The 24,389-nt window shown below is 71.3% G+C and carries 24 protein-coding genes; 10 read left to right on the top strand and 14 right to left on the bottom strand.

Annotation, left to right across the window (positions count from 1 at the left end):
* Positions 1–25 precede the first annotated feature (25 nt).
* Complete coding sequence (locus E1298_RS09575) at positions 26–892, bottom strand: aminoglycoside phosphotransferase family protein (protein ID WP_243725480.1); 867 nt, start codon at positions 890–892, stop codon at positions 26–28.
* Positions 893–1,346: 454 nt separating this feature from the next.
* Here E1298_RS09575 and E1298_RS09570 point away from each other — a divergent pair, with 454 nt between their 5' ends.
* Both E1298_RS09570 and E1298_RS09565 read left to right on the top strand, forming a co-directional pair.
* A complete protein-coding gene (locus tag E1298_RS09570; protein ID WP_131891302.1) occupies positions 1,347–2,426 on the top strand; it encodes a helix-turn-helix domain-containing protein in 1,080 nt (359 codons plus the stop codon).
* 766 nt (positions 2,427–3,192) lie between these two features.
* The gene (locus E1298_RS09565) at positions 3,193–3,396 is read left to right on the top strand and encodes a hypothetical protein (protein WP_131891299.1); all 204 of its coding nucleotides are present in this window, start codon (positions 3,193–3,195) and stop codon (positions 3,394–3,396) included.
* A gap of 409 nt (positions 3,397–3,805) precedes the next feature.
* Here E1298_RS09565 and E1298_RS09560 read toward each other — a convergent pair whose 3' ends face one another.
* Positions 3,806–4,264, bottom strand: a complete 459-nt coding sequence (locus tag E1298_RS09560) for a hypothetical protein (RefSeq protein WP_131891296.1) — start codon at positions 4,262–4,264, stop codon at positions 3,806–3,808.
* 112 nt (positions 4,265–4,376) lie between these two features.
* Here E1298_RS09560 and E1298_RS09555 point away from each other — a divergent pair, with 112 nt between their 5' ends.
* Positions 4,377–4,961, top strand: coding sequence for a dihydrofolate reductase family protein (locus tag E1298_RS09555; protein ID WP_131891293.1), 585 nt, complete (start codon positions 4,377–4,379; stop codon positions 4,959–4,961).
* Between the two features lie 106 nt (positions 4,962–5,067).
* Here the strand turns inward: E1298_RS09555 and E1298_RS49365 are convergent, their stop codons facing one another.
* Positions 5,068–5,718 (bottom strand): hypothetical protein, encoded by a 651-nt coding sequence (locus tag E1298_RS49365; protein WP_207944527.1) that lies wholly within the window; start codon positions 5,716–5,718, stop codon positions 5,068–5,070.
* 214 nt (positions 5,719–5,932) lie between these two features.
* On the opposite strand from E1298_RS49365, the gene E1298_RS09540 reads away from it, so the two are divergent.
* Both E1298_RS09540 and E1298_RS09535 read left to right on the top strand, forming a co-directional pair.
* On the top strand, positions 5,933–6,517 hold the full coding sequence (locus tag E1298_RS09540) for an NADPH-dependent FMN reductase (RefSeq protein ID WP_131891287.1): 585 nt from the start codon (positions 5,933–5,935) through the stop codon (positions 6,515–6,517).
* Entirely contained in the window at positions 6,514–7,998 is a 1,485-nt protein-coding gene (locus tag E1298_RS09535) for a DHA2 family efflux MFS transporter permease subunit (RefSeq protein ID WP_243725479.1), read from the top strand. The genes E1298_RS09540 and E1298_RS09535 overlap by 4 nt, the downstream gene beginning before the upstream one ends.
* 116 nt (positions 7,999–8,114) lie before the next feature.
* Here E1298_RS09535 and E1298_RS09530 read toward each other — a convergent pair whose 3' ends face one another.
* From E1298_RS09530 to E1298_RS09515, 3 genes are all read right to left on the bottom strand, one after another.
* Positions 8,115–9,515: an FAD-binding oxidoreductase gene (locus tag E1298_RS09530; protein ID WP_131891284.1), complete on the bottom strand. Its 1,401-nt coding sequence runs from the start codon at positions 9,513–9,515 to the stop codon at positions 8,115–8,117.
* A gap of 211 nt (positions 9,516–9,726) precedes the next feature.
* Positions 9,727–10,533, bottom strand: a complete 807-nt coding sequence (locus E1298_RS09520) for an SDR family NAD(P)-dependent oxidoreductase (protein ID WP_131891281.1) — start codon at positions 10,531–10,533, stop codon at positions 9,727–9,729.
* A gap of 80 nt (positions 10,534–10,613) precedes the next feature.
* Entirely contained in the window at positions 10,614–11,078 is a 465-nt protein-coding gene (locus E1298_RS09515) for an Lrp/AsnC family transcriptional regulator (protein ID WP_131891278.1), read from the bottom strand.
* Positions 11,079–11,168: 90 nt separating this feature from the next.
* Here E1298_RS09515 and E1298_RS09510 point away from each other — a divergent pair, with 90 nt between their 5' ends.
* Positions 11,169–12,485, top strand: a complete 1,317-nt coding sequence (locus tag E1298_RS09510; RefSeq protein ID WP_207944526.1) for an APC family permease — start codon at positions 11,169–11,171, stop codon at positions 12,483–12,485.
* On the opposite strand, the gene E1298_RS09505 is transcribed toward E1298_RS09510, so the two are convergent.
* Both E1298_RS09505 and E1298_RS51780 read right to left on the bottom strand, forming a co-directional pair.
* Entirely contained in the window at positions 12,482–13,033 is a 552-nt protein-coding gene (locus E1298_RS09505; protein ID WP_131891272.1) for a cupin domain-containing protein, read from the bottom strand. The two genes, E1298_RS09510 and E1298_RS09505, sit on opposite strands and share 4 nt — an antisense overlap.
* Before the next feature lie 73 nt (positions 13,034–13,106).
* Positions 13,107–13,517, bottom strand: coding sequence for an RNA polymerase sigma factor (locus tag E1298_RS51780; protein ID WP_424923088.1), 411 nt, complete (start codon positions 13,515–13,517; stop codon positions 13,107–13,109).
* A gap of 16 nt (positions 13,518–13,533) precedes the next feature.
* Here E1298_RS51780 and E1298_RS50245 point away from each other — a divergent pair, with 16 nt between their 5' ends.
* Positions 13,534–13,743: a hypothetical protein gene (locus E1298_RS50245; protein ID WP_243725478.1), complete on the top strand. Its 210-nt coding sequence runs from the start codon at positions 13,534–13,536 to the stop codon at positions 13,741–13,743.
* 365 nt (positions 13,744–14,108) lie between these two features.
* On the opposite strand, the gene E1298_RS09495 is transcribed toward E1298_RS50245, so the two are convergent.
* Positions 14,109–14,669, bottom strand: a complete 561-nt coding sequence (locus E1298_RS09495; protein ID WP_131891266.1) for a DUF4232 domain-containing protein — start codon at positions 14,667–14,669, stop codon at positions 14,109–14,111.
* A gap of 379 nt (positions 14,670–15,048) precedes the next feature.
* Here E1298_RS09495 and E1298_RS09485 point away from each other — a divergent pair, with 379 nt between their 5' ends.
* Positions 15,049–15,684, top strand: a complete 636-nt coding sequence (locus E1298_RS09485; RefSeq protein ID WP_131891263.1) for a hypothetical protein — start codon at positions 15,049–15,051, stop codon at positions 15,682–15,684.
* 362 nt (positions 15,685–16,046) lie between these two features.
* Entirely contained in the window at positions 16,047–16,835 is a 789-nt protein-coding gene (locus E1298_RS09480; RefSeq protein ID WP_131891260.1) for an alpha/beta fold hydrolase, read from the top strand.
* A gap of 65 nt (positions 16,836–16,900) precedes the next feature.
* On the opposite strand, the gene E1298_RS09475 is transcribed toward E1298_RS09480, so the two are convergent.
* The 3 genes from E1298_RS09475 to E1298_RS09465 all read right to left on the bottom strand — a co-directional run bounded on the left by E1298_RS09475 (position 16,901) and on the right by E1298_RS09465 (position 21,155).
* The gene (locus E1298_RS09475) at positions 16,901–18,349 is read right to left on the bottom strand and encodes an MFS transporter (protein ID WP_131891257.1); all 1,449 of its coding nucleotides are present in this window, start codon (positions 18,347–18,349) and stop codon (positions 16,901–16,903) included.
* A gap of 149 nt (positions 18,350–18,498) precedes the next feature.
* Positions 18,499–19,773, bottom strand: a complete 1,275-nt coding sequence (locus tag E1298_RS09470; protein ID WP_131891254.1) for an MFS transporter — start codon at positions 19,771–19,773, stop codon at positions 18,499–18,501.
* A complete protein-coding gene (locus tag E1298_RS09465) occupies positions 19,770–21,155 on the bottom strand; it encodes an NAD(P)/FAD-dependent oxidoreductase (RefSeq protein WP_131891251.1) in 1,386 nt (461 codons plus the stop codon). The genes E1298_RS09470 and E1298_RS09465 overlap by 4 nt, the downstream gene beginning before the upstream one ends.
* A 58-nt stretch (positions 21,156–21,213) precedes the next feature.
* Between E1298_RS09465 and E1298_RS09460 the strand changes: the two genes are divergently transcribed.
* The gene (locus E1298_RS09460) at positions 21,214–21,804 is read left to right on the top strand and encodes a TetR/AcrR family transcriptional regulator (RefSeq protein WP_165975382.1); all 591 of its coding nucleotides are present in this window, start codon (positions 21,214–21,216) and stop codon (positions 21,802–21,804) included.
* Positions 21,805–21,971: 167 nt separating this feature from the next.
* Here the strand turns inward: E1298_RS09460 and E1298_RS09455 are convergent, their stop codons facing one another.
* Positions 21,972–23,762, bottom strand: a complete 1,791-nt coding sequence (locus E1298_RS09455) for an alpha/beta hydrolase (RefSeq protein WP_131891246.1) — start codon at positions 23,760–23,762, stop codon at positions 21,972–21,974.
* Positions 23,763–24,046: 284 nt separating this feature from the next.
* A complete protein-coding gene (locus E1298_RS47955) occupies positions 24,047–24,220 on the bottom strand; it encodes a hypothetical protein (protein ID WP_165975381.1) in 174 nt (57 codons plus the stop codon).
* Positions 24,221–24,389: the final 169 nt, after the last annotated feature.

Here is a 24,389-nt window from a genome sequence, read left to right as displayed (position 1 = left end):
GGCTCCCACCCCCCGACCGAACCCCCTAGCCACGCCGATGATCGTCGATCATCTCCCCGATCCGCGTCCGGGCCCAGGCGTCCGAAGCCGCCCGGGGGAGCATCGCGGCGAGCCCCCATCCCCGTCCCCGCGCCCAGGTCGCCTCGTCCACACCGAGCGCCGTCCGGTACGCGTCCCGGGCCGTCCCGGCGGGCAGGAGGGTCCACGCGGCGAGCAAGTCGACCGCCGGATCACCCACGGCCAGGGTGCCGAAGTCGATGACGGCGCTGAGCCGTCCGTCCGAGGCCAGCAGGTTGCCGGTGTCGAGGTCCCCGTGAATCCACACGGCCGGACCGTCCCACGCCGGCGCGTCCAGCGCCGCCTCCCACACGGCCGTCACCGCCGCCCCGTCCAGCACGCCCTCCAGAGCCGCGATCGCGGGACGGACCCGCCCCTCCACGGCCAGCGAGTCGGCCGGATCCCCCATGGGCACGCCCCGGAACGCGTTGCTCCACTCAGGCGGCGGGCCACCACCGGCATCGATCTCTTGCAGCGCGGCAACGAACCCGGCCAAGTCCATCGCCGCCGCGACCGGATCGGCGACCCGCTCCGGCGTCGCACGCTCCCCGTCCAGCCACCGGTAGACGGACCAGGGGAACGGATACCCCTCGCCGGGCGCCCCCCTCGCCAGCGGCACGGGAATGGGAAGCGGCAGATGCGGCGCCAACCGCGGCAACCACCGATGCTCCCGCTCCACCTGCCCGACCCACCTCGAAAACCGGGGCAGCCGCACCGACAGGTCCTCACCCAGCCGATACGTCGCATTGTCCATCCCGGACGACGCGACCGGCGCGATGGGCAACCCCGCCCACTCCGGAAACTGCGCCGCCAGCAGCCGACGCACCAGACCCATATCGGTGAACACTTCACCAGGACGCGGCTCCGACATCGGGCGTCTCCCGCCGTAGGGGCTCCAGCCCCTAGATCCCACCGATCACCCCGGCACCCTGTCCACCGATTTACCGCCGGACAGCACGAAGGCCCCGACAGCAAGTGCCGGGGCCTCGTCCTGCATGCGGCCGGTGTGTGGGGTCGCCTCTCGGCGAGTGGCACAACGCGGCTCCAGCCGAACGGTATTCCGCGAAGGCAAAAGGTGAGGCCCGGGGACACCAGGCACACCGACCACTACATGTAACGACCCGACCCCACGCATTGTTCCCACCCCATCACTCCCCCGAGGCAGCACACCGACCGCCCCAAGAGCGTTCGCCTCTGGATGGGCGTCAGCCCTGAATTCCGAGGCCCTGACGCGCGAGAGCCCTGCGACCTAACCTGAGAGTGTCTTCGTCTCAGGAGGTGCTGGGCCCGTGCCTGACGCAAGCACGATAGGAATCACCCTCAAGCGCATCCGTCACGAGCGTGGTCTCACTCAGGAGGGCCTGGCCGAGAAGGCAGGGCTCTCCAGGGACACTGTTTCCAAGCTGGAGCAGGGACGACGGCAAGGCGAGCGGACCACCACGCTGATGCGGCTGGCGAACGCGCTCGACGTGGACTTGGGCGAACTGACCGGACAGCGCGAGCGGGTCGGTGGGCGGGACGGCGCCGCGGTGGCGCGCGGCTGGAAGATGTACTGGGACGGTGGCCTCACCGCGCTCACGGCAGCCGTTCCCGGCTTGATCGCCGAAGCGCGCCTAGCTCAGCGGTCCGTGGGGTCCCGCGCGACTGTACCGCTCTCCCGCGCCTACCAGTTGGCCGCCTGCCTGCTCAATCACCTGGGCAAGGCCGACCTCGCGGCCGTCGCCGCCGAGCGCGCCATCGCCGCCGCATACGAGGGCGACGACGATCTGCAGCACGCGGCAGTGCAGGGCACCTATGCGTGGGCCCTGCACCGTCAGGCCCGGCTCTCCGAGGCCGAACGGGTCGCAGCGAGCGCCGCCGTCTCCATGGAGCCGTCGTTCAATGCCCCACCGATCCGTCTCGCCGTCTGGGGTGGGCTGCTGCTGAACGCGCTGGCCCCTCGTGTCGCTGCCGGCAAGGATCCGGAAGAGTATCTGGCCCCGGCCCGAGCAGCCTCCGCCGCGATCGGCACCCGTCGCGTCGAGCACTACGAAGCCTGGTTCGGGTCCCACATCGTGCACATGCAGAGCGTGTACGCGTGGGCGACGCTCCGGGAACCCGGCCGCGCGTTGGAAGCGGCGCGCGGCGTCCAGCTCAGCGGGCTGCACGGCATCTCCCGGGGTCGGCACCTGCTTGACGTCGCCCAAGCGCATGTGGACGCCCGGCAGCCACAAGCCGCTGAAGCGCGGCTCGCCGATGCGCACGCCATGGCGCCGCAGTGGTTCCGCCATCAGACTCTTGCGCAGAGCCTTGTGGAAGAGGTCCGCCAGGTGACAACCCGACCAACCCTCCGCATCCGGGCCCTTGCCCACGAGGTGGGCCTCGATTAGGACACGGCGTCCTAGATCGGCGGAACCGGATCTGGTCTAGGCAGGACGCGGTGTCCAAGCGTGGCCGGTCGCGGCCTGGGGTGTAGGACGCTGCGTCACTAGAACGTCACGCAAACGTGCGAGTCAATGACACTTGTGACCCATGACACAAAGGAAGCGAAGGTTGCGCTGCGGGAGGAGTTCCCCTCTTGGAGCATCATCCACACCACTGACACCGGTCGCTGGTGGGCGACGCGGACTTCCCGGCGTGCCCGGCTCGACAGGCCCCTGCTCGGCGTGCATGTGGCAACCGAGCTTCAGGCCGATACCGCCGAGGGGCTGCGCGCCAAGTTGCGTGAAGTCGCCGAGGCCGAGGCGGGTGAGCGGGCCGGAGGCGTGGCGCGGCCTGGTCGAGGAGTTCCTGGCTGGGTGGTGGAGGTGAAGGACGGGCTGGGGTGGTGTGCCTCGCGGTTGGTTCCGCCTGGACACGGTGGGTTTCTGGGCGTCCGGGCGGATGAGGCGGGGTTGTTGCGTGAGTTGCTGCATGAGGCGGCCGGGGTGGATGCCCGGCTGGCGTTGCGGGATCTGGCGGTGGAGTTGCGCAAGTGCGGGATCACGGCCACGGCCTATGACACGACGCTGACCGCGACGGGTCCGGGAGGGCGCACGCAGATGCTGACCTGCCGGTTGGGGTTGTTCCGCTGGTTGGCGGGCGGCCGGGTGATCGGGCCGATCGAGGATCTGCTGGCCGCGTCGACGCCGTCCTGGCGTCCTTTCGGGAGCGGTCATGAACCGGCTGGTGGACGCCGTGGCGCCGGTCCGGGACGTGCCTGCGGTGATCCCTGCCGGGATCATCACCTGGTGGGGAGAGGCCACCAAAATGTGGTGGGCCCTGGTGCCGTCGCGGTACGGGCCGCGCTTGGTGGAGGCGCCCAGCATGGAGGCGCCGGCGGTCACGGTCGACTGGTATCTGCGGCGGGCGACGATCTAGGTGCCTCGTCCTCTCAGGCCGGGGGCGGCGTTGCGCGTGGTGGTCTGCCGTGCGCGGGTGTTCCTCGCGGGACGGCTCGCTCGTCATTCCACGGCCGGGCAGGCGGAGGTCCTGCGCCCTGGCGCGGCGGCCGGGGGCGACGTCGGCGTCCCCGGCCGCCGCGCCGCCTTGCCGGTGACTGCGGTCGATCATCTGGACGCTCTCGCTGATGTGCTGGCCGCCGCCGGGTGGGTTGCGTCCCCGCGCTACCGGGAGGAGCCCGCGCTGTTGCGGGTGGTTGCGGTTGGGCTGCCGGGGGTCGGCGAGAGCGTCTGGGTGAAGCCGGGCGTGGGCGGCGTGCCATGGTTCATCTCCTCGACCGGTGAACCGCTGATGCCCTGCCACGATCTCGCCAGGTTGTGGGTTGATTTCACCAGAACCAGTCGGGTGCTTGCGCGAAGAGGAAGGCGTCCAGCAGGAGGGGGGCGGCGAGCGCCACGGTGATCAGGGCGTAACGCACCTCGGACCGGGAGGGCCGTGCGGCGAACCAGGCGGCCAGCGAGGCGATCAGGCCGATGGGTGCGGTGATGAGGAAACCGAGGGCGGTGGCGCCGTCGCCCTGGCAGGAGACTTCGGCGCAGTCCGGCCCGGTGATCGCCAAGAGGGCCAGCGCCAGATTGGCCAGCCCCAGTGGGATGCTCAGCAGTGTCACCACGGTGAGGGCGAGCACGGTCACCGGGGCCACATGATCACCACGTCCCGGACGCGGCATCGTCCGGCTCCGCGGGTCTCCGCCCTGATGGGTCATCACAAGCTTCTCCTTGCGGTCGGCGGGCTCATCGGAACGATCGCCCAACGCGCCGCCGGAGAGCAGGGTGGTCTGACTCATGTTCCGCTGCCATACCTACTCAGATGCCGGGTGGAGCCCGCCGAGATCCGTATGGAGTCGTTGTGTCGGAGGGACAGGGCATCCTTGCGAGGAGGCGGGCGGGAGGGAAGCGATGAGGAAGATCATCTTGTCGATGTCGGTGTCGCTGGACGGGTTCTTCGAGGGGCCGGACCGCGAGATCGACTGGCACGTGGTCGATGACGAGCTGCATGGCCACTTCAACGAGTGGCTCAAGGGGATGAGCGCCTTCCTGGAGGGGCGCGTCACCTATGAGCTGATGGAGGAGTTCTGGCCGGCGGCCGACACCGATCCGGCGAGTACCGCGCCCATGGTGGAGTTCGCCGGCATCTGGCGCGACATGCCGAAGATCGTGTACTCGAGAACCCTGGAACAGGTCGGCCCGAACGCCACGATCGTGCGGGATGTCGTCGTGGAGGACGTCCTTGCGCTCAAGGCGCAGCCGGGCGGCGACATGGTGGTCGGCGGCGCCGATCTGGCCGCGACGTTCATGCGGCACGGCCTGATCGATGAGTACCGCGTCTACGTTCATCCGGTCGTCATCGGACGGGGAAGGGCGCTGTTCCCGGAGTCGGACGGCAGGCTCGGTCTTCGGCTCACCGAGTCGCGGACCTTCGGGAACGGGGTCGTCCTCCTCCGCTACGAGCCCGCGACCGGGGGTGAGGGGAGCGCGTCCTAGCGGCGCGGGAGTACGCCGCGACGTGGGTGTGCCGCCTGCGATCGTCCTGGACGTGGGCCGTCCGCACGACCGCTGGCCGGGACGCCGGATGGGCGGCAGTCACATATCAGGCGCGGGGGATGGATTGCTCGATGAGGGCGACAGCGGCACGAGGGTCATCGACCTCGATGACGAGGCGGTCGTAGGTCTCGGCGTCGGCGAGGCGGAAGCGGTCGGCGGTGATCACTCCGGGGAGATGGGTGCCGCCGACGCGCAGGCCCTTCGGCTCGCGGGCGAAGCCGGGGTCGTGGGTGGCGCCGCGCACGTGGGCGGGGGGGACTTCCAGGCGGCTCTTGAGAGTCCAGAGCTTGTCGAGGCCCTGGAATTCGGCGGCCAGGAGGCCGTGCTCGCGATCGATGGAGATCCGGGCCATGTCAGTGCTCCTTGGATGTGTCGGCCTGGGCGCACAGGCGCAGGCGGGCACCGAGAACGGTGGAGGCGATGTGAGGGGCGGACTCGCCGTGGGAGGGCCGTAGGGCGTCTTCCAGGGCGGTGATGGCTTCCGCGACCAGCGCGGCGACCTCCGGGTCGTGGGGGCCCGTTCCGCGGCGGCCATGAGGAGGAGGCCGGCGGCGGGGCCGTTGTCGTACGAGGCGATGGCCGCGGTCAGGGCCTGCGCGGGGTCGGTGAGGGCGGCGACGGCGGCGGCCGGGCCGATCTCGCGGTCGAGGTGATCACGCAGGGCTGTCAGATGCAGGCTCCGCTTGGAGCCGAACACCTTGTACAGACTGCCCCGGTGGCAGTGACCAGGTCGTCTACCGAGGTGCCCTCATAGCCGCGAGCGGCGAAGAGCGCGCCGATCGCCTACGACTGCGAGGAAACATCCGTCCAGGGGTTGACCTCAACTAATGATGAGGTTTCACAGTGGTCAGCGGAGGGCCCGAACGGGCCTCCCGATCCCGTTGATCCGCACAGGCATTGAGGAGATGGACATGAACGGGCAACCGCTCCGCGTCGCCGTCATCATCGCGAGCACACGTGAGGGACGTTTCGGACCTACGGTCGGGACGTGGGTCACCGAGCAGGCCCGCGGGCGCGACGACATGGTCGTCGACGTCATCGACGTGGCGGACGCGCCGCCGCCCGCCGCGCTGGGGAAGGCGCTGCCAGGCGAGACCGCGGCGAGGTTCGCCGAGGTGACCGCGAAGCTGAAGGCGGCGGACGCGTACACCGTGGTGACCTGCGAGTACAACCACAGCTTCCCCGGTACGCTGAAGAACTTGATCGATACTCACTTCTTCGAGTGGCGCGCCAAGCCCGTCTCGTTCGTGTCGTACGGCGGGCTGGGCGGCGGGCTGCGGTCCGTCGAGCACCTGCGGGGCGTCTTCGCCGAGCTGCACGCGGTCACCATCCGCGACACGGTGAGCTTCCACAGCCCCTGGAACTGGTTCGGCGAGGACGGCCGGCCGGACGATCCGGAGGGTGCGGGCGGCGCCGTCACGGGCATGCTCGACCAGCTCGCCTGGTGGGGGCACGCCCTCCGCGACGCCAGGTCCGCGCGTCCGTACGCGGCGTGACCGCCGTGACGACGGCCTCCCGGACGGAACCGGCGTCCGAGGCGGCCCGCAATCCCATGACGATCGTGCTGGTCCTGGTGCTCGGCGCGATCATGATCACGCTGGACACGACCGTCGTCAACGTCGCCATCAACCGGCTGTCCCAGGACTTCGACGCGCCGCTCGCCACCATCCAGTGGGTCGCGACCGGGTACTCGCTGGCCCTCGGGGCCGTCATCCCGAGCACCGCGTGGGCGGTCGGCCGGTACGGCGCCCGCAGACTGTACCTCGGCGCGATCACCGCGTTCGCGGTGGGCTCGGTGCTCGCCGGGCTCGCCTGGAACGTCGAGTCGCTGATCGTGTTCCGCGTCGTGCAGGGGTTCAGCGGCGGCATGGTGATGCCCGTCGGGATGACCATCCTGCTGCGCGCGGCCGGTCCGGAGCGGCTCGGGCGGCTGATGAGCACGCTCGGGCTGGCGATCCTGGTCGGCCCGCTGGCCGGGCCGGTGCTGGGCGGCTGGCTGATCGACGAGGTGTCCTGGCGCTGGATGTTCTTCGTCAACGTGCCGGTCGCGGTGGCGGTGGTGGCGCTCGCCGCCCGGTTGTTCCCGCCGGACGTGCCGGGGAAGGCCCGTCCGCTGGACGTGCCCGGACTGCTGATGCTGTCCCCGGGCCTCGCCGCCCTCATCTACGGCGTGACCACGGGCGGTGAGCGGGGCGACTTCGCCGCGACCGGGGTGCTGGTGCCGCTGGCGGCGGGCGCGGTGCTGATCGTCGCGTTCGTGCTGCGGGCGCTGACGGCCCGCGACCCGCTGATCGACCTCGGGCCGTTCCGCGACCGGACGTTCGCCGCGGCCGCCGGGACGCTGCTGCTGTTCGCGTTCGGCTACTTCGGGTCGATGCTGCTGCTCCCGCTCTACTTGCAGGTCGTCCGGGGCGAGAGCGCGACGGCCGCCGGGCTGCTCAGCATCCCGTTCGCGCTGGGCTCGGGCACCGCGATGCAGGTCGCGGGACGGCTGGCCGACCGGCTGCCGCCCGGACGGCTCGTCCCGGTGTCGATCGCGACGTCGGTCACCGGGTTCGCGCTGTTCAGCGTCCAACTCGACGCGGACGCGTCGTACTGGGGGCTGTGCGGGGCGATGCTGCTGATGGGCGCGGGCGGCGGCGCGACGATGATGCCGACGATGACGGCGGCGACCCGCGGCATGTCGCACGACCAGGCGCCCGCCGCGAGCACGACGGTGAACCTGATCAACACGACGTCCGCGGCGATCGGGATGGCGCTGGCGTCGGTCGTCCTGTCCGCGCTGATGAGCGACGTGGTGCCGGACGGCGGGGGCGGCACGCTCCAGACGCTGCACAGGCTCAGCCCGCAGGCGCACGCGGCGATCGCCCAGCCGCTCTCGGACGCCTTCCAGCACACCTACCTGTTCGCTCTCGCGCTGCTGGCGCTGGCCCTCGTCCCGGCCCTGTTCCTGCCGCGCGCGCGCAAGAAGGAGTAGCCCATGGTCCCTCCCGAAGGACCCCCGGACCGGAAATCTCCCGGTCCGGGGGTTCCCCTCGTGAGAGCCCGGGACGCCGGCCTGCCCTGCCGCCGCTGCGGGGCCTCGCGTCCTCGTCAGGTGGCGGGCGGGATGTTGTGGTTCAGGCGGAACAGGTTGGACGGGTCGTGGACGGCCTTGAGCTCCCGCAGCCGCCGGTAGGCGGCGGCGTCGTAGGAGGCGCGCACCTGCTCGGACGTGGCGTTGGCGCCGAACAGGAAGTTCAGGAGCCGGCCCGAGGATCTCTTGTCCAGCAGGTCACCGGCCCGTCCGTGCAAGGCGTGGACCGCGTCGGCGTCGATCTCCGGGCCGAGCCTCGACAGGACGCCGACCAGGTATCCGGCGTCCCGGTTGCCGACCGCGTTCGGGACGGCGGGCGCCTGGGCGAGCGCGCCGCCCAGCTGCCGGATCTCGACGATGGCCCGGTCGGGTGCGCCGGGCCCGGCGAGGTCGAGCAGGCCCTGGACGGTGCCGGCGTCCAGATCGTCCAGCGCGAAGTTCGTCGCGTGGTAGGCCATCGGGACGGGCGGCTCGTTGTGGATCGTGCCGGACTCGGTGTACGGCATGTCCCGCACATTGTCGATCAGGCGGGGCCCGACCGCGCGCAGCGGTTCGATCAGCCGTTCGCCCTCGGCCGCGTCCCCGACGTAGGCGATCCGGACGTGGGCGACGTGACGGCCGCGCAGCGGCTCGGGGAACACCGGGAGGGCGGGGACCGGCATCAGCGCGATCGACGAGGTCATCTCGTCCGGGAGCGCGGCCGTCCACGTCCGCCACGTCTCCATCACCCCGGCGATCAGGCCCGCGTCGAAGTACAGGCCGCCGCCGTACAGCCGCGTGACCGGCACCAGCCCGATCTCCAGGCTCGTCACCACGCCGAAGTTGGCGCGGCCCCCGAGCAGCGCCCAGAACAGATCGGGGTCGCTGTCGGGCGTCACGTGCCGCGGCCGCGCGTCGGCGGTCACGACGTCGATGGACCGGACGTGGTCGGCCGCGTTCCCGTACATACGCGACATCAGCCCGACGCCGCCGCCGAGGACGTACGACACCGCGCCCACCCCCGGGGACGATCCGCTCAGCGGCGCCAGCCCGTGGGCCGCGGCCTCCGGGACGACCTGGCCCCAGCGCACGCCCGCCTCGATCCACGCGGTGCCGGCCTCGGCGGGGGTGCCCGCCTCGCCCGCCTCGGCGGCGGGGGTGATGCGCAGGCCGGTCATCCGGCGGGTGCTGATCAGCAGGCCGCCCTCGGCGGCCAGCGGGAGCCCGTGCCCGGTGTTCTGCACGGCCACGGGCAGCCTGTTCTCCGCCGCGTACTCGACGGCGGCCCGCACGTCCCCGGCGTCCTCGGCGCCGACGATCACGCTGGGACGGTGCGGATCGTTCGTCTGGAACCCGGTCCGCTCGTCGTCGTAGCCTTCGTCGCCCGGCGCGAAGACCGGCCCCCGGACCCTCGCCGCCAGCGTCTCGTGCGTGCTCATCGTGCCCCCTTGGTCGTTCTCCTTGCCGTTCACCACCCATCCTGGCGAGGAGACATCGAGAAGTCCAAGAGATAGATCTTCTTGAATCCAGCACGTTCGCTTATGGCGATGCCCGTGCCGGAGCGGGTGCGGGTGCGGGTGCGGGTGCGGGTGCGGCAGAACGCTCCGGCACGGGCGAGGGGTTGGCCAGACCTCCTTGAGGAGGGGGTGGTCAGACCTCCTTGAGAAAGCCCGAGTCGACCGCGAACTCCGCGCCCGTCGTGCTCGCGGACCGGGGCGAGACGAGCAGCGCCACCACGTCCGCGACCTCCTGCGGCTCGGCGAGGCGGCCGGTGGACAGGCCCATCATCTCCGGCGCGACGCGGTCCATCACGGCGTCGCGGTCGGAGCCGGTGACCCCGGCGAGGATGTCGGCCGCGCCGCCCTCCTCCGTCCACCACGGGGTGCGGACCGGGCCCGGCGCCACCGTGTTCACGCGGACGCCCTGCGGCGCGTACTCCTCCGACAGGCCCTTGGTCATGTTGTTCAGCGCCGCCTTCGTCGCGTTGTAGTCGAAGTTCACCGGCCCGGGATGCCGCCCGTTCCCCGAGGAGATGTTCACGATCGACGCCGCGTCGCTCTTCAGCAGGTGCGGGATCGCCGCCCGGATGGCCCGCACGACGGCGAACAGGTTGAACTCGAACATCGCGCGCCAGTCGTCGTCCGTCGGGGTCATGAAGCCGAAGCGCGGCAGGTCCGCGCCGGGCGGAGGGCCGCCCGCGTTGTTGACCAGGATGTCCAGCCCGCCGAACGCCTCCACCGCGCGCTCCACCGCCAGTGCCGGGGCGGACGGGTCCATCAGGTCAGCCGATACGTGCAGCAGGTTCGGCCCCGCGAGCTCGTCCAGCTCCGCGCCGGACTTGCGGGAGACGGCCACCACGCGGGCGCCTTCGTCCAGCAGCGTCCTGGTGATGGCCAGCCCGATCCCCTTCGACGCTCCGGTGACGATGGCGACGCGGCCGGTGAGCTGCAGGTCCATAGGGTTCCTCTCCTAGACGCGCACGCCTCCGTCGGCGTGCCGCCCCCCTTGAACCCCGGCGCGCGCGCGGGCGTTGCACCTCAGTCCGGATCGTCCAGCCGGCTCAGGACGGTGTTGTGGACGTGCTGGAAGATCACCGAGGTCCGGAAGCCGGCGATCTCCTTGCGCTTGCTCAGCCCGTCCAGCAGGAACGCGTGCAGGTGGTCGAGGTCCTGGAGCCCGACGTGCAGCACCAGGTCGTCGCCGCCCGCGACCACGAACACGCCGATCACCTCCGGCATGCCGGACACGTAGTCCTTGAACGTGTTGATGACCGTCCGGCTGAGCGGGCGGACCTGGAGGGACACCAGGGCCTGCACGCCCCGGTTCAGCGCCGCCATGTTGATCTCCGCGTGGTAGCCGCGGATGACGCCGCGCCGCGTCAGCGCCCTGACCCGTTCGAGGCAGGTCGAGGGCGCGATGCCGAGCGTCCGGGCGAGCTCCCGGTTGGACTGCCGAGCATCTGCCTGGAGAAGCCGCACGATCTCCGTATCAAGTTCGTCCACAGACGGATTATCGCCCCGATTCCGAACGAACGTTCATCCCGGCACGTTACAAGCCGCCCATATGACTACTTTCTAATCAGTTGGCTGACCATGCGAGAGACCGGGGGCGACATGGGGAAAGCGACCGCGCACAGGCTCGGCCTGAGCCAGGGGACGGCCCTGTTCGTGGGCGCCGTCCTCGGCCCGGGCGTCCTGGCCCTGCCCCACCTCGCCGCGGCGGCGGCCGGACCGTCCTCGATCATCGCGTGGGCGGCGCTGCTCGCCCTGAGCGTGCCGGTCGCCCTCACCTTCGCCACGCTCGGGGCGCGCCATCCCGACGCGGGCGGCGTCGCGACGTTCGCGGCCCGCGCGTTCGGGCCGCGCCTCGCGACGATCGCGGGCATCTGCTTCTTCGCGGTCGTCCCGGTCGGCGTGCTGGCGGGCGCGCTCATCGGCGGCGACTACGTGGCCTCGGCCGCCGGTCTCGGACGTCCCGGAACCGTGGGCGTGGCCCTCGTCCTGCTCCTCGGCGCCTTCGCCACCAACTACGGCGGGGTGCGGATGTCGGGCCGGATCCAGCTGTTCCTCGTGGCCGTGCTGACGACGCTGCTGGTCATCGCCGTCGCCGCCGCCTCTCCTCACGTCCGAGCGGGGAACTTCACCCCGTTCGCGCCGCACGGCCCCACCGGCATCGTCCAGGCGGCCGGGGTGCTGTTCTTCGCGTTCGCCGGCTGGGAGGCCGCGAGCCACCTCTCCGCGGACTTCGCCGACCCCCGCCGCCTCCTGCCCCGCGCCACCGCGCTCACCCTCGCCATCGTCGGCGTCCTCTACCTCGGCCTCTCGATCACGGTGACGGGGGTCCTCGGCGACCGGGCCGCGTCCTCGCCCGTGCCGCTGGCGCTGCTCCTCGCGGACGGCATCGGCGCGGACGCGGCCCGTCCCGTGACCGCCGGGGCCGCCCTCGTCCTCAGCTTCGTCGCGATGAACACCTACATCGCGGGCGGCTCCCGGCTCGGCGCCGCCCTCGCCCGCGACGGCGCCCTCCCGGCCGGGCTCTCCCGCGGATCGGCCGCCGGGCAGGTCCCGCGCCGGAGCCTGACGCTGCTCGCGGCGCTGACCGCCGTCCTGTCCGCCATCGTCCTGCCGGGCGGACTGGACCTGGATCCGCTGATGCGGATCACGGCGGCCTGCCTCGCCGCCGTCACCGTCATCGGCATGGCGTCGGCGACCCGCCTCCTGCCGGGACGCGGCCGCGCCCTCGCACGGGCGTCCACGCTGTTCACCGGCGTGGTGCTGCTGTCCTGCGGCCTCTACCTGGCGGTTCCGGCCGCGCTGGCCGCGGTGGTCCTGCTGACGGAGCGGCGCCGTCACGGTCGCCGTCCGTCCGGCCGTGCGGTCGAGGACGCGCCGGAAGAGATCCCGGTCTAGCTCTCCGGCGTTTCGGATCCGCCGGGACGGGGGCCCTGCCGGAGATCGACGAAGTAGCTGTCGTGCTCCACGAAGAACTTGTCCCGCTCCTCGGCCGGAAGCCCGACGAACTTGCCGACGTCCTCGAAATAGCCCTCGCGAGGCGCTCCCGGAGCGAACAGCATCAGGAACGACGCGGGCTCGTCCGACTCGTTGTAGAAGGAGTGCAGGCCGCCCGCCGGGACGTAGAGGAAGTCGCCCTTCGTGCCCTCGATCCAGCGCTCGCCGTCGAACAGCCGCAGGGTCCCCGCGGTCACGAAGAACGACTCGGACATCGTCTTGTGGAAGTGCGTGCCCGTCCCGGCCCCGGGCGCCAGGTCGATGACGTGGTAGAGCCCGAACTCGCCGTCCGTCACCGCCCCGGCTCCGCGTCCGGCGGGCCTGCCGGTCGCCAGGTAGTGCGTCCGCGTTCCCTGCGGCGAGACCAACTCCGGTTCGGTGTCCGCCGGCCGATAGACCGCGCTGACCTCGCCGACGTCCCCCACGTACCGGGCCTCTGGATACGACATTCCCGCTCCTCTGCTAGCCGTCCGTCCAAACTAAACCAGGCAGTGCAATAGCTCAACTATACGGTGTAGTTTCCTATTGAGGGCGGACGGGGCCGCGGGTCCGGGTGCGGCCCCGTCCGTGTCGGGTCGGATCACCCCATGGGCACCTCCGATGGCGAAGGCTCCGGCGTGGGGGTGGTGCTCGACCTGCGTTCCTGCGGGTCCCGTCCGGCCTCGGTCGCCGGGGGCGAAGTGGAGCCGCCGGTAGGGGACGCCGTTGGCGTGGCCGTGGACGGCATGTCCAGCACGTCCCTGGCGATGGCGAGCACCTTTCGTCGTCGTTGTCGTGCGCGAGGATCGCTTCAAGCCGCTTTTTCGCCGCCTTCCAACGGCTCTTGACCGTCCCCGCCGGAATGCCGGTCGCTTTCGCGATATCGACAAATCGCAAGCCGAGATAGGCATGCCCCACAACGACCTGCTGCTGGTCGAACGGGAGCCGATCCACCAGATCAAAGAAGGAGATGTCCGACTCGACCAGTCTCCGGAGATCGGGCCGGACGGACTGCGACACGGCATCGGCGATCCTGACCTCCCTGAGCCTCACGCGATGGAGCTGGAAGACATGCGTCACCGCCGCCCTGCGCGCGTACTTCAGCACGACGTCCATGTCCGACCGCTCCCCGGTCTCCCTCGCGACCTGCAAGAGCACCTGGAAAGGCTTGGACGCGTAGAGGTCCACCACCGTCTCGCTCACGAGGTCCTCGACCCGAGGGGAACACGCGACGCGGCAACGCGGAACGACCACGCGTTCGGGCGCCGTCGACGTCACCCTTGAATAACGCCCTGGAACGGAGAAACGACGAGCCGCCAGCCAAGATTCTTAAACCCGAACGCCTTTTATGGAGAAATCATCTTCAGACATATAATCTGGGGATTGATCAGACAAAGCGCTGACGGCGCGCGGTCACGGCCGGGACATGACGTCCGCGCCTAGACCACGCGCGACGGCGCCACGGACGACATCGTCCGTGGCGCCGTTGCAGCATGTGCTCTAGCTCTAGAGGAGCCGCCGAGTTCGCGGACTCGGAAGACCGGTTCAGCCCGCCAGTATCGGCGAGATGTTGATGGTCCCCTTGTTGCAGACCGGGCCGTAGTTCCACGCGACCACATTCCAGCCGGGCTCCGGCGTGGAATGGGGAAGGTCGACGTCCAGCGACGCCGCGGTGGGCTGGCACGGACGGTCGACGGGCTCGTCGCCCGTCGGGACGACGCTCCAGTCCATCCGCGTCACGGCCCGCTCGAACGGCTCCAGCGTCACCAGCTTCGGCTTCCCGGGAAGGTGCACGACGCGGGTCGGGAGCGGCTTCCCCTTGGCGTCGAGCAGCCGCAGGCTAACGTACGACTGGAGGCTGCAGGTGTTGTCCGAGTCGTTGGCGAGCACCAGGTCGGCGTACCGGTGTCCGGCTCCGGCGCCACCCGGCTTGATCGTCACGCTCATGTCGTCCTGATGGCACCAGCTCGGCTCCGAGGGCGCAGCGGGCGCCGAGGCGTTCTCGGCCGACGCCGCCATCTGCCCGATGAACACCATGGACGCTCCGAGCGCACCGATCCCGATCGCGCGGCGGATACCGACATGGGCCTTGTTTACAGTTCCCATCCTGCCCCCTGACAGTGGATCTGTTTTCCTGTAAGACGCGGCACACCGCGGACAAGTTGGCGTCCCAACGGAGGATTGAGAGCGCGTTCTCGGCCCGTCCAGCCAGCGGACGGGCTTTCTCCAGGTCAGCGAGTACCGGCGGAGGACGTGCCGTCGATAGCGCACGCCGGGCAGAAGCCGTCTCGAAGTCCATGTGGTGAATCGTGGACACCGAGCATTGGAACACGGTCCAGCCTCCTCTACCGAAGATGGACGCGTTGGCTGGATCGTCGGCCGCGCCCCTGGCTCCTAGCGTGAGGCAGCACGATCAGTAACAGCTGATCTCCTGTTGCGGGGGCCCGGAAGTGGTGTCCTCCGTGCGCCTTTCGAGGGAGGACACATGAGCCTGAGAACGTTCATCACCGCGGGAGCCGCCGCCGTGGGCCTGCTGATGGGAACCGCCGCTGTCGCCGATGCGACGACGACCGCGACGTACGACTTCGGCTACGAAAGCGGCTTCGAGGGATGGGTGGCCCAAACAGACGAGACCACCGGGACACAGGACTGCCCGGTCCGGCACAACTCGACCATCGTGCATTCCACCGACAAGGCCCGCACCGGTACGCACAGCCTCGATTTCCAGACGAACGGCGTGAGTGACTGCGGTCTGGTGTACGTCCAGCGACAGTTCCAGGTCGGCACCACCAGCCCGGTACAGCTCGACCTTTCGTTCTGGCTGTGGAGCCCGGACACGACAGGCGGCGGCACCGGCGGCAAGAACCGCGCCCTGGCCTACAGCGGAGCCGACTGCGTCACCGACCCCGAGGGGCCCGTCGGCGGGAACTGGCAGGGCTTCACCGACCTTGGGTACACCGGGCATGAGGGAGGCCCGGGCTGGTACCAGTACAGCTACCGGGCCACGGTGACCCCGGACTCCAGCGGGCGGATCTGCGTCGCCCAGGCCGTGATGATCGCCTCGACGTACACGATCTTCAAGAGCTACTACCTGGACGACACCACGGTGACCGTCTCCTGACCGCCATCGACCAGCCGGGTGCACGGCCGCGGCGCCGCCGCCCATCGACGCCGCCGCGGCCGCCCCTCCGGGTCAGGACCCGGACCGGAAGGCGCCGGCATTCTCGGCGGCCCGCTCCGCGAACATGCGGGCCGGCCGTCCGGTGACACGAACGTGCGGGCCGGCCGTCCGGTGATCTGCTCGTCGGCCGGGACATCGACGGCCGGGACAATGGTGCAGCCCTCCTCGGGAGTGTTGCCAAGCGCAAAAACCCACTGGCGGAGCGATGAGTTCCGCCCCGGCAGCTGGTCCTCCTTGTGGCGGCCCGGGAATCGGGTGCGCCGCGGTCGAGCGCACATCCGCGACCTGAGGAGATGCCGATCATGAGTGACCAGCTGAAGACGTCCCGCGGCGACCGAGTCGCCTATGACCTGCGCGGGTCGGGCCCCGCGCTGATCTTCATCGCCGGCGCGGGCCCCTACCGGGCCATCGACCCGTACACCACGACGACCGCCGAGTCGGCCGCGCGGCAGGGCATCACGACGATCGTGTACGACCGGCTGGGCCGAGGCGAGAGCAAGGTCGAGGGACGGATCGACCTGGACCGGGAGCTCGACGCCGTCGCCGCCCTAATCGAGGCCGCTGGCGGCAGCGCGGTGCTGTGCGGGCACTCCTCCGGCTGCTCCATCGCGCTCGCCGCGGCCGCCCGGGGGCTCGGCGTCGACGGGCTGGTGCTCTGGGAGGCGCCGCTGGGCCCGCAGGACGGCGGGGCGCGGGAGTGGGCCGAGGAGGTCGACCGGCGCCTGGACGCCGGTGACCTGGAGGGCGCGCTCACCTACTACATGAAGGACATACCGCCGGAGTTCCTCGACGCGTGGCGCGCCTCCCCGGAGTTCCCCGACCTCGTCGCCCAGGCCGGGAGCCTGCGGCCGGACGGCGAGTCGCTCACGTGGGCCGAATCGGCTCCCCTCGCCGAACTCTGCGCCGGCATCCGCGTCCCGGTCGAAGTGCTGGTGGGCGAGGAGACGTTCCCCGTGATGCTCACCGCCGCCGACTCCATCGTCGCCGCGATCCCCGGGGCGACGCAGAAGCGGATGCCGGGAGCCGCCCACACCTGGGAGCCGGAACCGATGGCCAAGGAGCTCGCGGAGTTCGTGAAGGCGGCCCGCTGACCGCCACGTCCGAGATCGGCGGCAGGGGTGGGGCGCCCAGCGCACGCGGGCGCCCCACCCCTGGGTCAGCCGGCGTGGACGGCGGCGGTCTCCGCCGAGCCGTCCGTGGAAGGCGCCTTGTCCGCCTTACCGAAGGCGAACGCCACCGGGATCAGCGCGGCGATGCCCACGGCGGCCACGAACACCGCCTCCCGCAGGCCGTCCGTGACCGCGACCCGCAGCGCCTCGCCGGTGCGTCCGCCGGTCCCGGCGTTGGCGACGCCGACCAGGACCGCCAGGCCGACGGCGCTGCCGACCTGGAGGCCCGTCGAGGCCATTCCGGACGCGACGCCGTACTCGTGCGGCGGCACACCGGTGGAGGCGGCGGCGAACATCGTGGTGAAGACGATGCCCTGCCCGAAGCTGAAGATCAGCATCGGTGCCGTCAGCGCGACGTACGAGCCGTGCGGCGCCATCGCGAACCCCAGCCAGACCGTCCCGGCCACGCCCAGCGAGAGCCCGGCCACCAGCGTCGCGCGCGTCCCGAACCGGGTCGCCAGATGCCCGCCGAGGTTGGAGCCGGCGACCACCGCCGCCATCGGCACCAGGTAGGCGACGCCGGTGCGCAGCGGGCTGTAGCCCTGAACGGTCTGGAAGTAGACCATCAGGAAGTACACCAGCGTGCCGAACGTCGCCATGAACAGGAACGTGGTGGCGATGCCCGCGCTGAGGTGGCGGTTGCGGAACAGGCGCAGCGGCATGAGCGGATCCGAGCCGCGCCGTTCGATCAGCACGAACGCGGCCAGCAGCACCGCGCCGGCCGCCACGGCGACGGCGACGGGCGGCGCGTTCCAGCCCGACTCCGGTCCCTGGACGAGCGCGAAGACGATCAGGGTCGTGCCCGCCGTGGCGGTGAGCGCGCCCGGAAGGTCGAACGAGCGGCCGGTCCCGCGCGGCCCGTCCGGCGCGATCAGCGGGAACGCCGCCAGGATCCCGGCGAGCGCCAGCGGCACGTTGACGTAGAACACCGCGGCCCAGCCGAACGCCTGGGTCAGGACGCCGCCGAGCAGCGAGCCGAGCACCATGCCCCCGGCGCCGGCCGTGGCCCACACGGCCATCGCCCGGTTGCGCTCGCGTCCCTCGGCGAACGTGGTGCTGACCAGCGACAGCGTCGCGGGGAACAGGAAGGCCCCGCCGATCCCCTGGACGGCGCGCGCGGCCAGCAGCAGGCCGGGATGCGTCGCCAGCCCGCCGGCCAGCGACGACAGTCCGTACAGCGCGAGGCCGAACACGAACATCCGGCGGCGGCCGAACAGGTCGGACGCGCGTCCGCCGAGCAGCAGCAGGCCCCCGTACGCCACCGCGTACGCGCTGATCACCCACTGCAGGTTCTGCTCGGAGAAGCCGAGGTCGCCCCCGATGTCCGGCAGCGCCACATAGACGATGTTGTAGTCGAGCGAGATGATGAGCTGGCCGAATGCCAGCAGGGTGAGGGTCAGGCCCAGGCGATGGCGCCGGGCCGGGGTCGAGGACATGCGGGTTCCTTTCGTCCGCTGGGAAGTCCGGTGACACATGCGTGCACCGGTCCCGGCGGGCAGCGGGAAGCGCATCCCTTCAGCGACGAGCGGTGCGGCGTGCCCGCGCCCACGGCGTCCGGACCCGACATCGCACCTCCCCGTCCCGATCAGTCCTTCGAGGATCTCCGAACGGGCACGCGGGAGGTATCGGCCATCGGACGGTCCGGCCCTAGGACCTGCGGCGTAGGTCCGGTGGTGTCCTCGGTGTCGGCGTGCCGCGCGGCGGTGCACACGATGCCCGCGGCGAGGGCGGTCACCGCGGCCAGGACGGCGAACGCCGAGGTGTAGCCGTGGCGGTCACCGAGGTCCGAGACGAGGAAGGCGGGCAACCCGCCGATGGCGATCGCGAGAGTCGCGCAGGCGGCACCGCGCCCGCGCAGGTGGCTGGGGAGCAGGCGGCCGAGGAGCGCCCAGTAGGCGGGCGTCCAGCCGGACAGAAAGATCGCGGCCAGGACGGAGCCGGTGACCGCGACGGCGAGGTGGGGCAGGGCCGCCATGAGGGTGAGGGCGGACGCTCCTGCCAGGAAGAGCAGTCCGATCAGCCGTATCAGGGCCCCCGCGCCTGCTGCGGCCGCTCGTCCGGCCAAGGCCGCGCCGAGGGCCAGCCCGGCGATGCCGCCGGCGCCCACGCCGATGCCGATGAGCCCGCGTCCGTAGGGGCCGACGCCGTGGTCGTGCTCAAGGAAGAAGGACAGGAGCGCGGAGATCGGGCCGAGGGCGAGCCCGGTCAACGCGGTCGCCGACAGGATCCGCCGCATGGCCGGCGAGCGCAGGATCGTCCGGGTCCCGTCCGCCGGGACGTGCGGGGACGGCGGGCGTTCGGGCTCGGCGACGCGATGGAGCGCGGCCAGGAGGAGGACGCCGAGGACGGCCAAGGTGAGCAGGACACCGCGCCAGCCGACGGCGGCGGCGATCAGGCCCGCCAGCGGCCCGGCGATCTCGGCGGCGCTGTAGGCGCCCTCGTGCAGGGCAAAGACCCGCGAGTGGTCGGGCCGCGGGTAGGAGTCGGCCAGAAGGCTGGCGTGGACGGGTTCGTTGGCCAGCGACCCGAGCGCCATCGCGACGCGGGCCAGCAGCAGCACGGCCAGCCCGGTGGCGAGCCCGGCGAGGGCGGCCGCGATGGCCCAGAGCGCGAACGAGGCCAGGGCCAGGCGGCGCCGGTTGCGCCGGTCGGCGAGCGCGCCCATGGCCAGGAGGCCCGCGAAGGCGACGAGCAGCCCGGCCGACAGCGTCGCGGTGAACTGGGCGTCGGTGAGGCCGAAGGCGTCGCGGATCTGCGGGGCGAGGGTTCCGAAGGCGACGAGTTCCAGTTGGGTCAGCGCGGCCGCGCCGCTGAGCACGAGTGCCGGAAGGGCGGGGACACCGCCCCGGATCCGTCTCATCCGAACAGTCGGGTGATGAGCGGGCCGAGGACGGGCAGGGCACGACCGGTTCGTGCTTCGTACCGGTCCACGCCGTGGGCGAGCGTGCTCATGGCGCCGATGCCCCACCGTGGCAGCGGTCCGGGTTCCCAGCGCGGTGACCGGTGGCCGACCCAGCACAGCCGGGTCTCCTCGCTGTCCACGCCCACGATGAGATGGGCGAGGGTGCGTCCAGCGAGGTTGGCCAGGGCGATGCCGTCGCCGCCGTACCCCCCGGCCCAGCCCAGCCCGCGAGCGCGGTCGAACCCGGCGCGGGGGTGGAAGTCGCGGGCGATCGCCATCGGCCCTCCCCACCGGTGGCTGATGGCGGCGGCCCCGCCGAGCTGGGGAAAGAGGGCGTCGAGGGACGCGGCGAGGCGGCGGTGGATCGCGGGCGCCCGGTCGTGGGCGGGCCCGGGAGGCCCGGCCGGATTGCCGATGCCGCGGCCGCCGAGCGCGATGCGGCCGTCGCCGGTGCGCTGCAGGTAGGTGAAGTGCAACCGCAGGTCGGCGAGCGTCGCGTGATCGTCCCAGCCGATCGCCTCCCACACGTCCTCGGGAAGCGGCTCGGTGGCGATCATGTAGGAGTGGACGGTGGCGAGGGAGCGCCGGGCTCCGGTCGGCGCGGGAGTATACCCCTCGGTCGCCCGGACGATCGCCTCCGCGCGGACGCTGCCGTGGTCGGTGCGCACCAGCCCGGGACGGATCTCCCGGACCGCGCTGCGCTCGTGAATGACCGCTCCACGTGCCTCAGCGGCTTCGGCCAGGCCGTGCGCCAGCCGCGCGGGATCGAGCGCGGCGCAGTGCGGTGTGAAGGACGAGGCGACGACCCCGGCCGCCGCGATGCGACCGGATGTCTCCTTCGGCCCGAGCAGCCGGTAGTCGCCAGAGCCGAAGCCGAGCGCGTGACGGCCCGTGACCATCGCCGTGAGCCTGGCGGCCTGCGGGTCGCTCAGGGCGAGCAGCCGGGACCCGCCACGGTGCATCCGGCAGTCGATGCCCTCCCGCTCGACGACGCGCCCGACCTCCTCGACCGCGGCGAACGCGGCTCGCTGCATCGCCACCCCGGCGTCCTTCCCGTAGCGGTGGACCGTGGGAGCCGGGCCTCCGGGCAGTTCCCCGGAGCACCAGCCGCCGTTGCGGCCCGACGCGCCGAACCCGGCCGTCTCGGCCTCCAAGACGATCACTGACAGCTCCGGCGCGACCGTCCGCAGGTAGTAGGCCGTCCACAGGCCCGTGAAGCCCGCGCCGACGATGACGACGTCAGCGGACGCGTCGCTCCCAAGGCCCACCCGGACGGGCCGCGGAGGCAGCCCGCTCTGCCACAGCCCGGGCGCTCCTCCGGCATCTCCTCTAATTTTCATAACGAGCATTATCATAATATTCGTCATGAAAATCAAATGCACTAGGGTCGGACGGGAGATGCCTGATCAGCAACAGCGACGGCCGGTGGGCCGTCCGCCCAAGCCGGGCCGCCGTGCCGAGATCCTGGACGCGGCGACCGAGGTCGTGGCTGAGCGCGGTCTGGAGACCATCTCCCTGGCCGAGCTGGCCAAGGCGCTCGGCTGCAGCACGTACACGCTGACCTACCACTTCGGGACGAAGGAACAGCTGCTCGCCGCGATCGTGGCGCACGTCGAGAGCGCGCTCCAGACGGAGATCGCCGAGCTCGCGGCCGATCCCGGCACCTCAGGCGCGGACCTGCTGCGCCGCTACTGGCGCGGCACGCGCGAGCCGGCCGCCCGCTCCTATATGCGCCTGTGGCTGGAGCTCCTGGTGCTGGCGAGCCGGCAGCCCGAACGCTTCCCCGGCTTCCAGGAACGCGCGTCCACGGGCTGGCGCGCCCTCGCCGCCGACATCCTGCGTCAGCGCACCGGCTCGGACGCGCTGGCCACCCTGATCGTCGCGGCCGTCACCGGCCTCGAACTGGACCTCATGCTCGACCCCACTCCCGCCGCGGCGGACGCCGCACTTGAGCAGCTGATCACCTTCATCGAGGACCGCGGGCTCTGACCCTCGCCGGTCACCCAGGCAGCGGTGCCCGCAACCATCCCGGCACCACGGCCGACACCGCCGGACGAGATCATGCGGAGGTGCTCGCTGATGATCTTCTTCACCGCCCTCAAGGGAACGCCGGGCGGGCCTTGGAGTCGGCCCGCCCGGCGTTGTGGGCGATCGGTTCAGCGCGTCCCGAGCAGGATGGACGAGGGCGCCCGCGTCGCTACGGGGGGCAGCTTCGCGCCGTTTCCGGCGGTGCCCGCCTGGGTCGCCATCGCGCTGGCGTCCGCCGGGCCACGGGTTTCGAGGGCCGGTTCGGGGGTCCGCTCGAACGGCTGGATGTCACCGACGCACACCTTGCCCGCGGGCGGCAGCGTCCCGGAGACGAGGTAGTCGCCGACCGACTTGGTCACGCACGCCGAAGTGCCGTAGGCGGTGTGCCCCCAGCTGTTGCTGGACAGCAGCCGGCTCTTGGGCAGCAGCTTGCTGGACGAGACCGCGTCGTTGTAGTTCGTGGCCGGGTCGTAGTAGTTCCCGACGAACAGGACGGGAGCGCTCGTCCGCCGGTTGAAGGGACCGTTGTAGGCGTTGGCGTCGCGGACCGTCCAGGCGTCTCCGGCGCACTGAACGCTGCTCCAGCCCCACGCGCGCCCGAAGTAGGGCGCCCGCTTGTCGGACGCCGCCGTCAGCGCGGGCCAGTTCCCCGCCTTCTTCGGGTGCAGACCGTCAGTACAGACGACACTGCTCAGCGCATCGGGGCCGTTGTCGTAGGGGAAGTCCCTGGCCAAGATCTTTTCCGCGGCGTCCTTCTGCCGCTTGACCTGGGCCCGGCGCTCGGCGATACGGGCGGCGAGGGCCTGGCGCGCCGCGGCCGCCTGCGCCGCCGTCGAGGCGGGCGAGGTCGCCTTCCACAGGTCGGTGACCGTGGCGTCGATGAACTCGTAGCCGTCCGGGCTGTACAGCGAGCCGAGCGTGCCGCCGATGAGGTCGGCGTAGGTGACCTTCTCGCCGTTGATGTCGGCGGGCTTGGCCTTCAGCCGGTTGGCGAGGACGTCGAAGTTCCTGACGGGATCGCCGTACTCGGCGAACTTGCACTTGGCCTTGCCCGCCTTGCCGCAGCGGACGAGGATCTCCCGCAGCGCCTTGTAGGCGCCGTCGGCGGACCGCAGCCGGTCGTCCAGAATCTCGTCAGCGGTCTTGGGAGTGCCGACCCAGGAGACGGGATTGATGACACCGTCGGCGACCACGGCGCGCAGCCGGTCGGGGAACATGTTCGCGTAGTACTGGCCGAGCGCCGTGCCGTAGCTGAAGCCAAGGTAAGACAGCTTCTTGTCGCCGACCGCCCGGCGCAGGACGTCCATGTCGCGCGCCACCTCGGCGGTGGACATCGCACCCGCCAGCCTCTTCCCGGTCGTCGAGCAGCCCTTGCCGAGCGCCGTCGCCGACTTGATGTAGGCCGACTCCTCCTTCGCGCCGATCGGGAAGGCCACATCCATCCCGGCCAGCGCGAGCGTCTGGTCCCTGGTGGACTTGAAGCAGGCGACGTTGTCACTGAACCCGACACCGCGCGGGTCGAAGCCGACGATGTCGAAGCGGTCGAGGACGTCGGCGCTGAGGAAGCCCGGCGCCTCGTATGCCAGGACGGTGCCCTGCCCGCCGGGCCCGCCCGGGTTGACGAACAGGCTGCCGATCCGCTTCTTGGCGTCCCGTGCCTTCACCCTCAGAACGGCGACCTCGGTGGTCGCGCCCTTCGGGTCGTCGTAGTCCAAGGGCAGCCGGACGGTCGTGCATTCGGCGGTGCGGTAGCACTTGTACCAGTCAAGCTTAGGAGTGGGCACACGGTCGACACGCTCGCTCTCGACCGGGCTCGTCGTGTCGCCAGGGCCTGGGGCAGCGAGGGCGGTGATGGCTAAGGCGGGCACGAGCGTCAGCCCGGCCACGCCGGCCGCCAGAACCCTGTGTCTGAGGCGCATGTGGTTCCCTTCTGGGGGGATCGATGCCTTTGCCGCGAAGGCGCGGATTGGTGCACCGATTCTCGTTCGCGCCACTTGTCCCCGTGATCCACCACCGGACCCGACATCCGCTCCGGAAGATCACCCCGAAGACCGATTGACGCGTATCCCCCAGCGGCGTAGCCGCAAGGCGACTGCCGCCGCCGAAACCACCTTTCCGGACTTCACCTCAACGCCGGTGACCAGGACGCCGGTCATGCCAGCGGTTCGTGGTTCGCCCAGGCGACGCTGTACGGGTGCCGCGACTACCGGTCGTCGATGACCTCATGCATCCCGGGCACGGCGAACGCCTTCGCCGGCGCGTCGGTGTCGGCCGGGCCCATCCGCACGATCACGGTCGCGACCAACGCCGGCACGGCCTCCTCGCCGGGGACGGGGATGTGGCGCCGGGCCGTGACCGACTGCACTCGAACCGGCACCGTCCGACCTGGTCTGCGTCCCTATGACCGACGCGCCGCCCAGTCGTCTGGTGCTCGCCTGGAACGAACACGACCGCCGCCCGCCCGTCGCGTCCTTCGTGGTCGCCGCCCTCAGGTGCCGCCGGGCCGCAGGCTCCTTCAGGACGTCCTGAGAAGCAAGAGAGCCCCC

The sequence above is a fragment of the Actinomadura rubrisoli genome, from assembly GCF_004349215.1.
Classification (GTDB): Bacteria; Actinomycetota; Actinomycetes; order Streptosporangiales; family Streptosporangiaceae; genus Spirillospora; species Spirillospora rubrisoli.
This window is presented reverse-complemented; position numbering and strand designations above follow the sequence as displayed.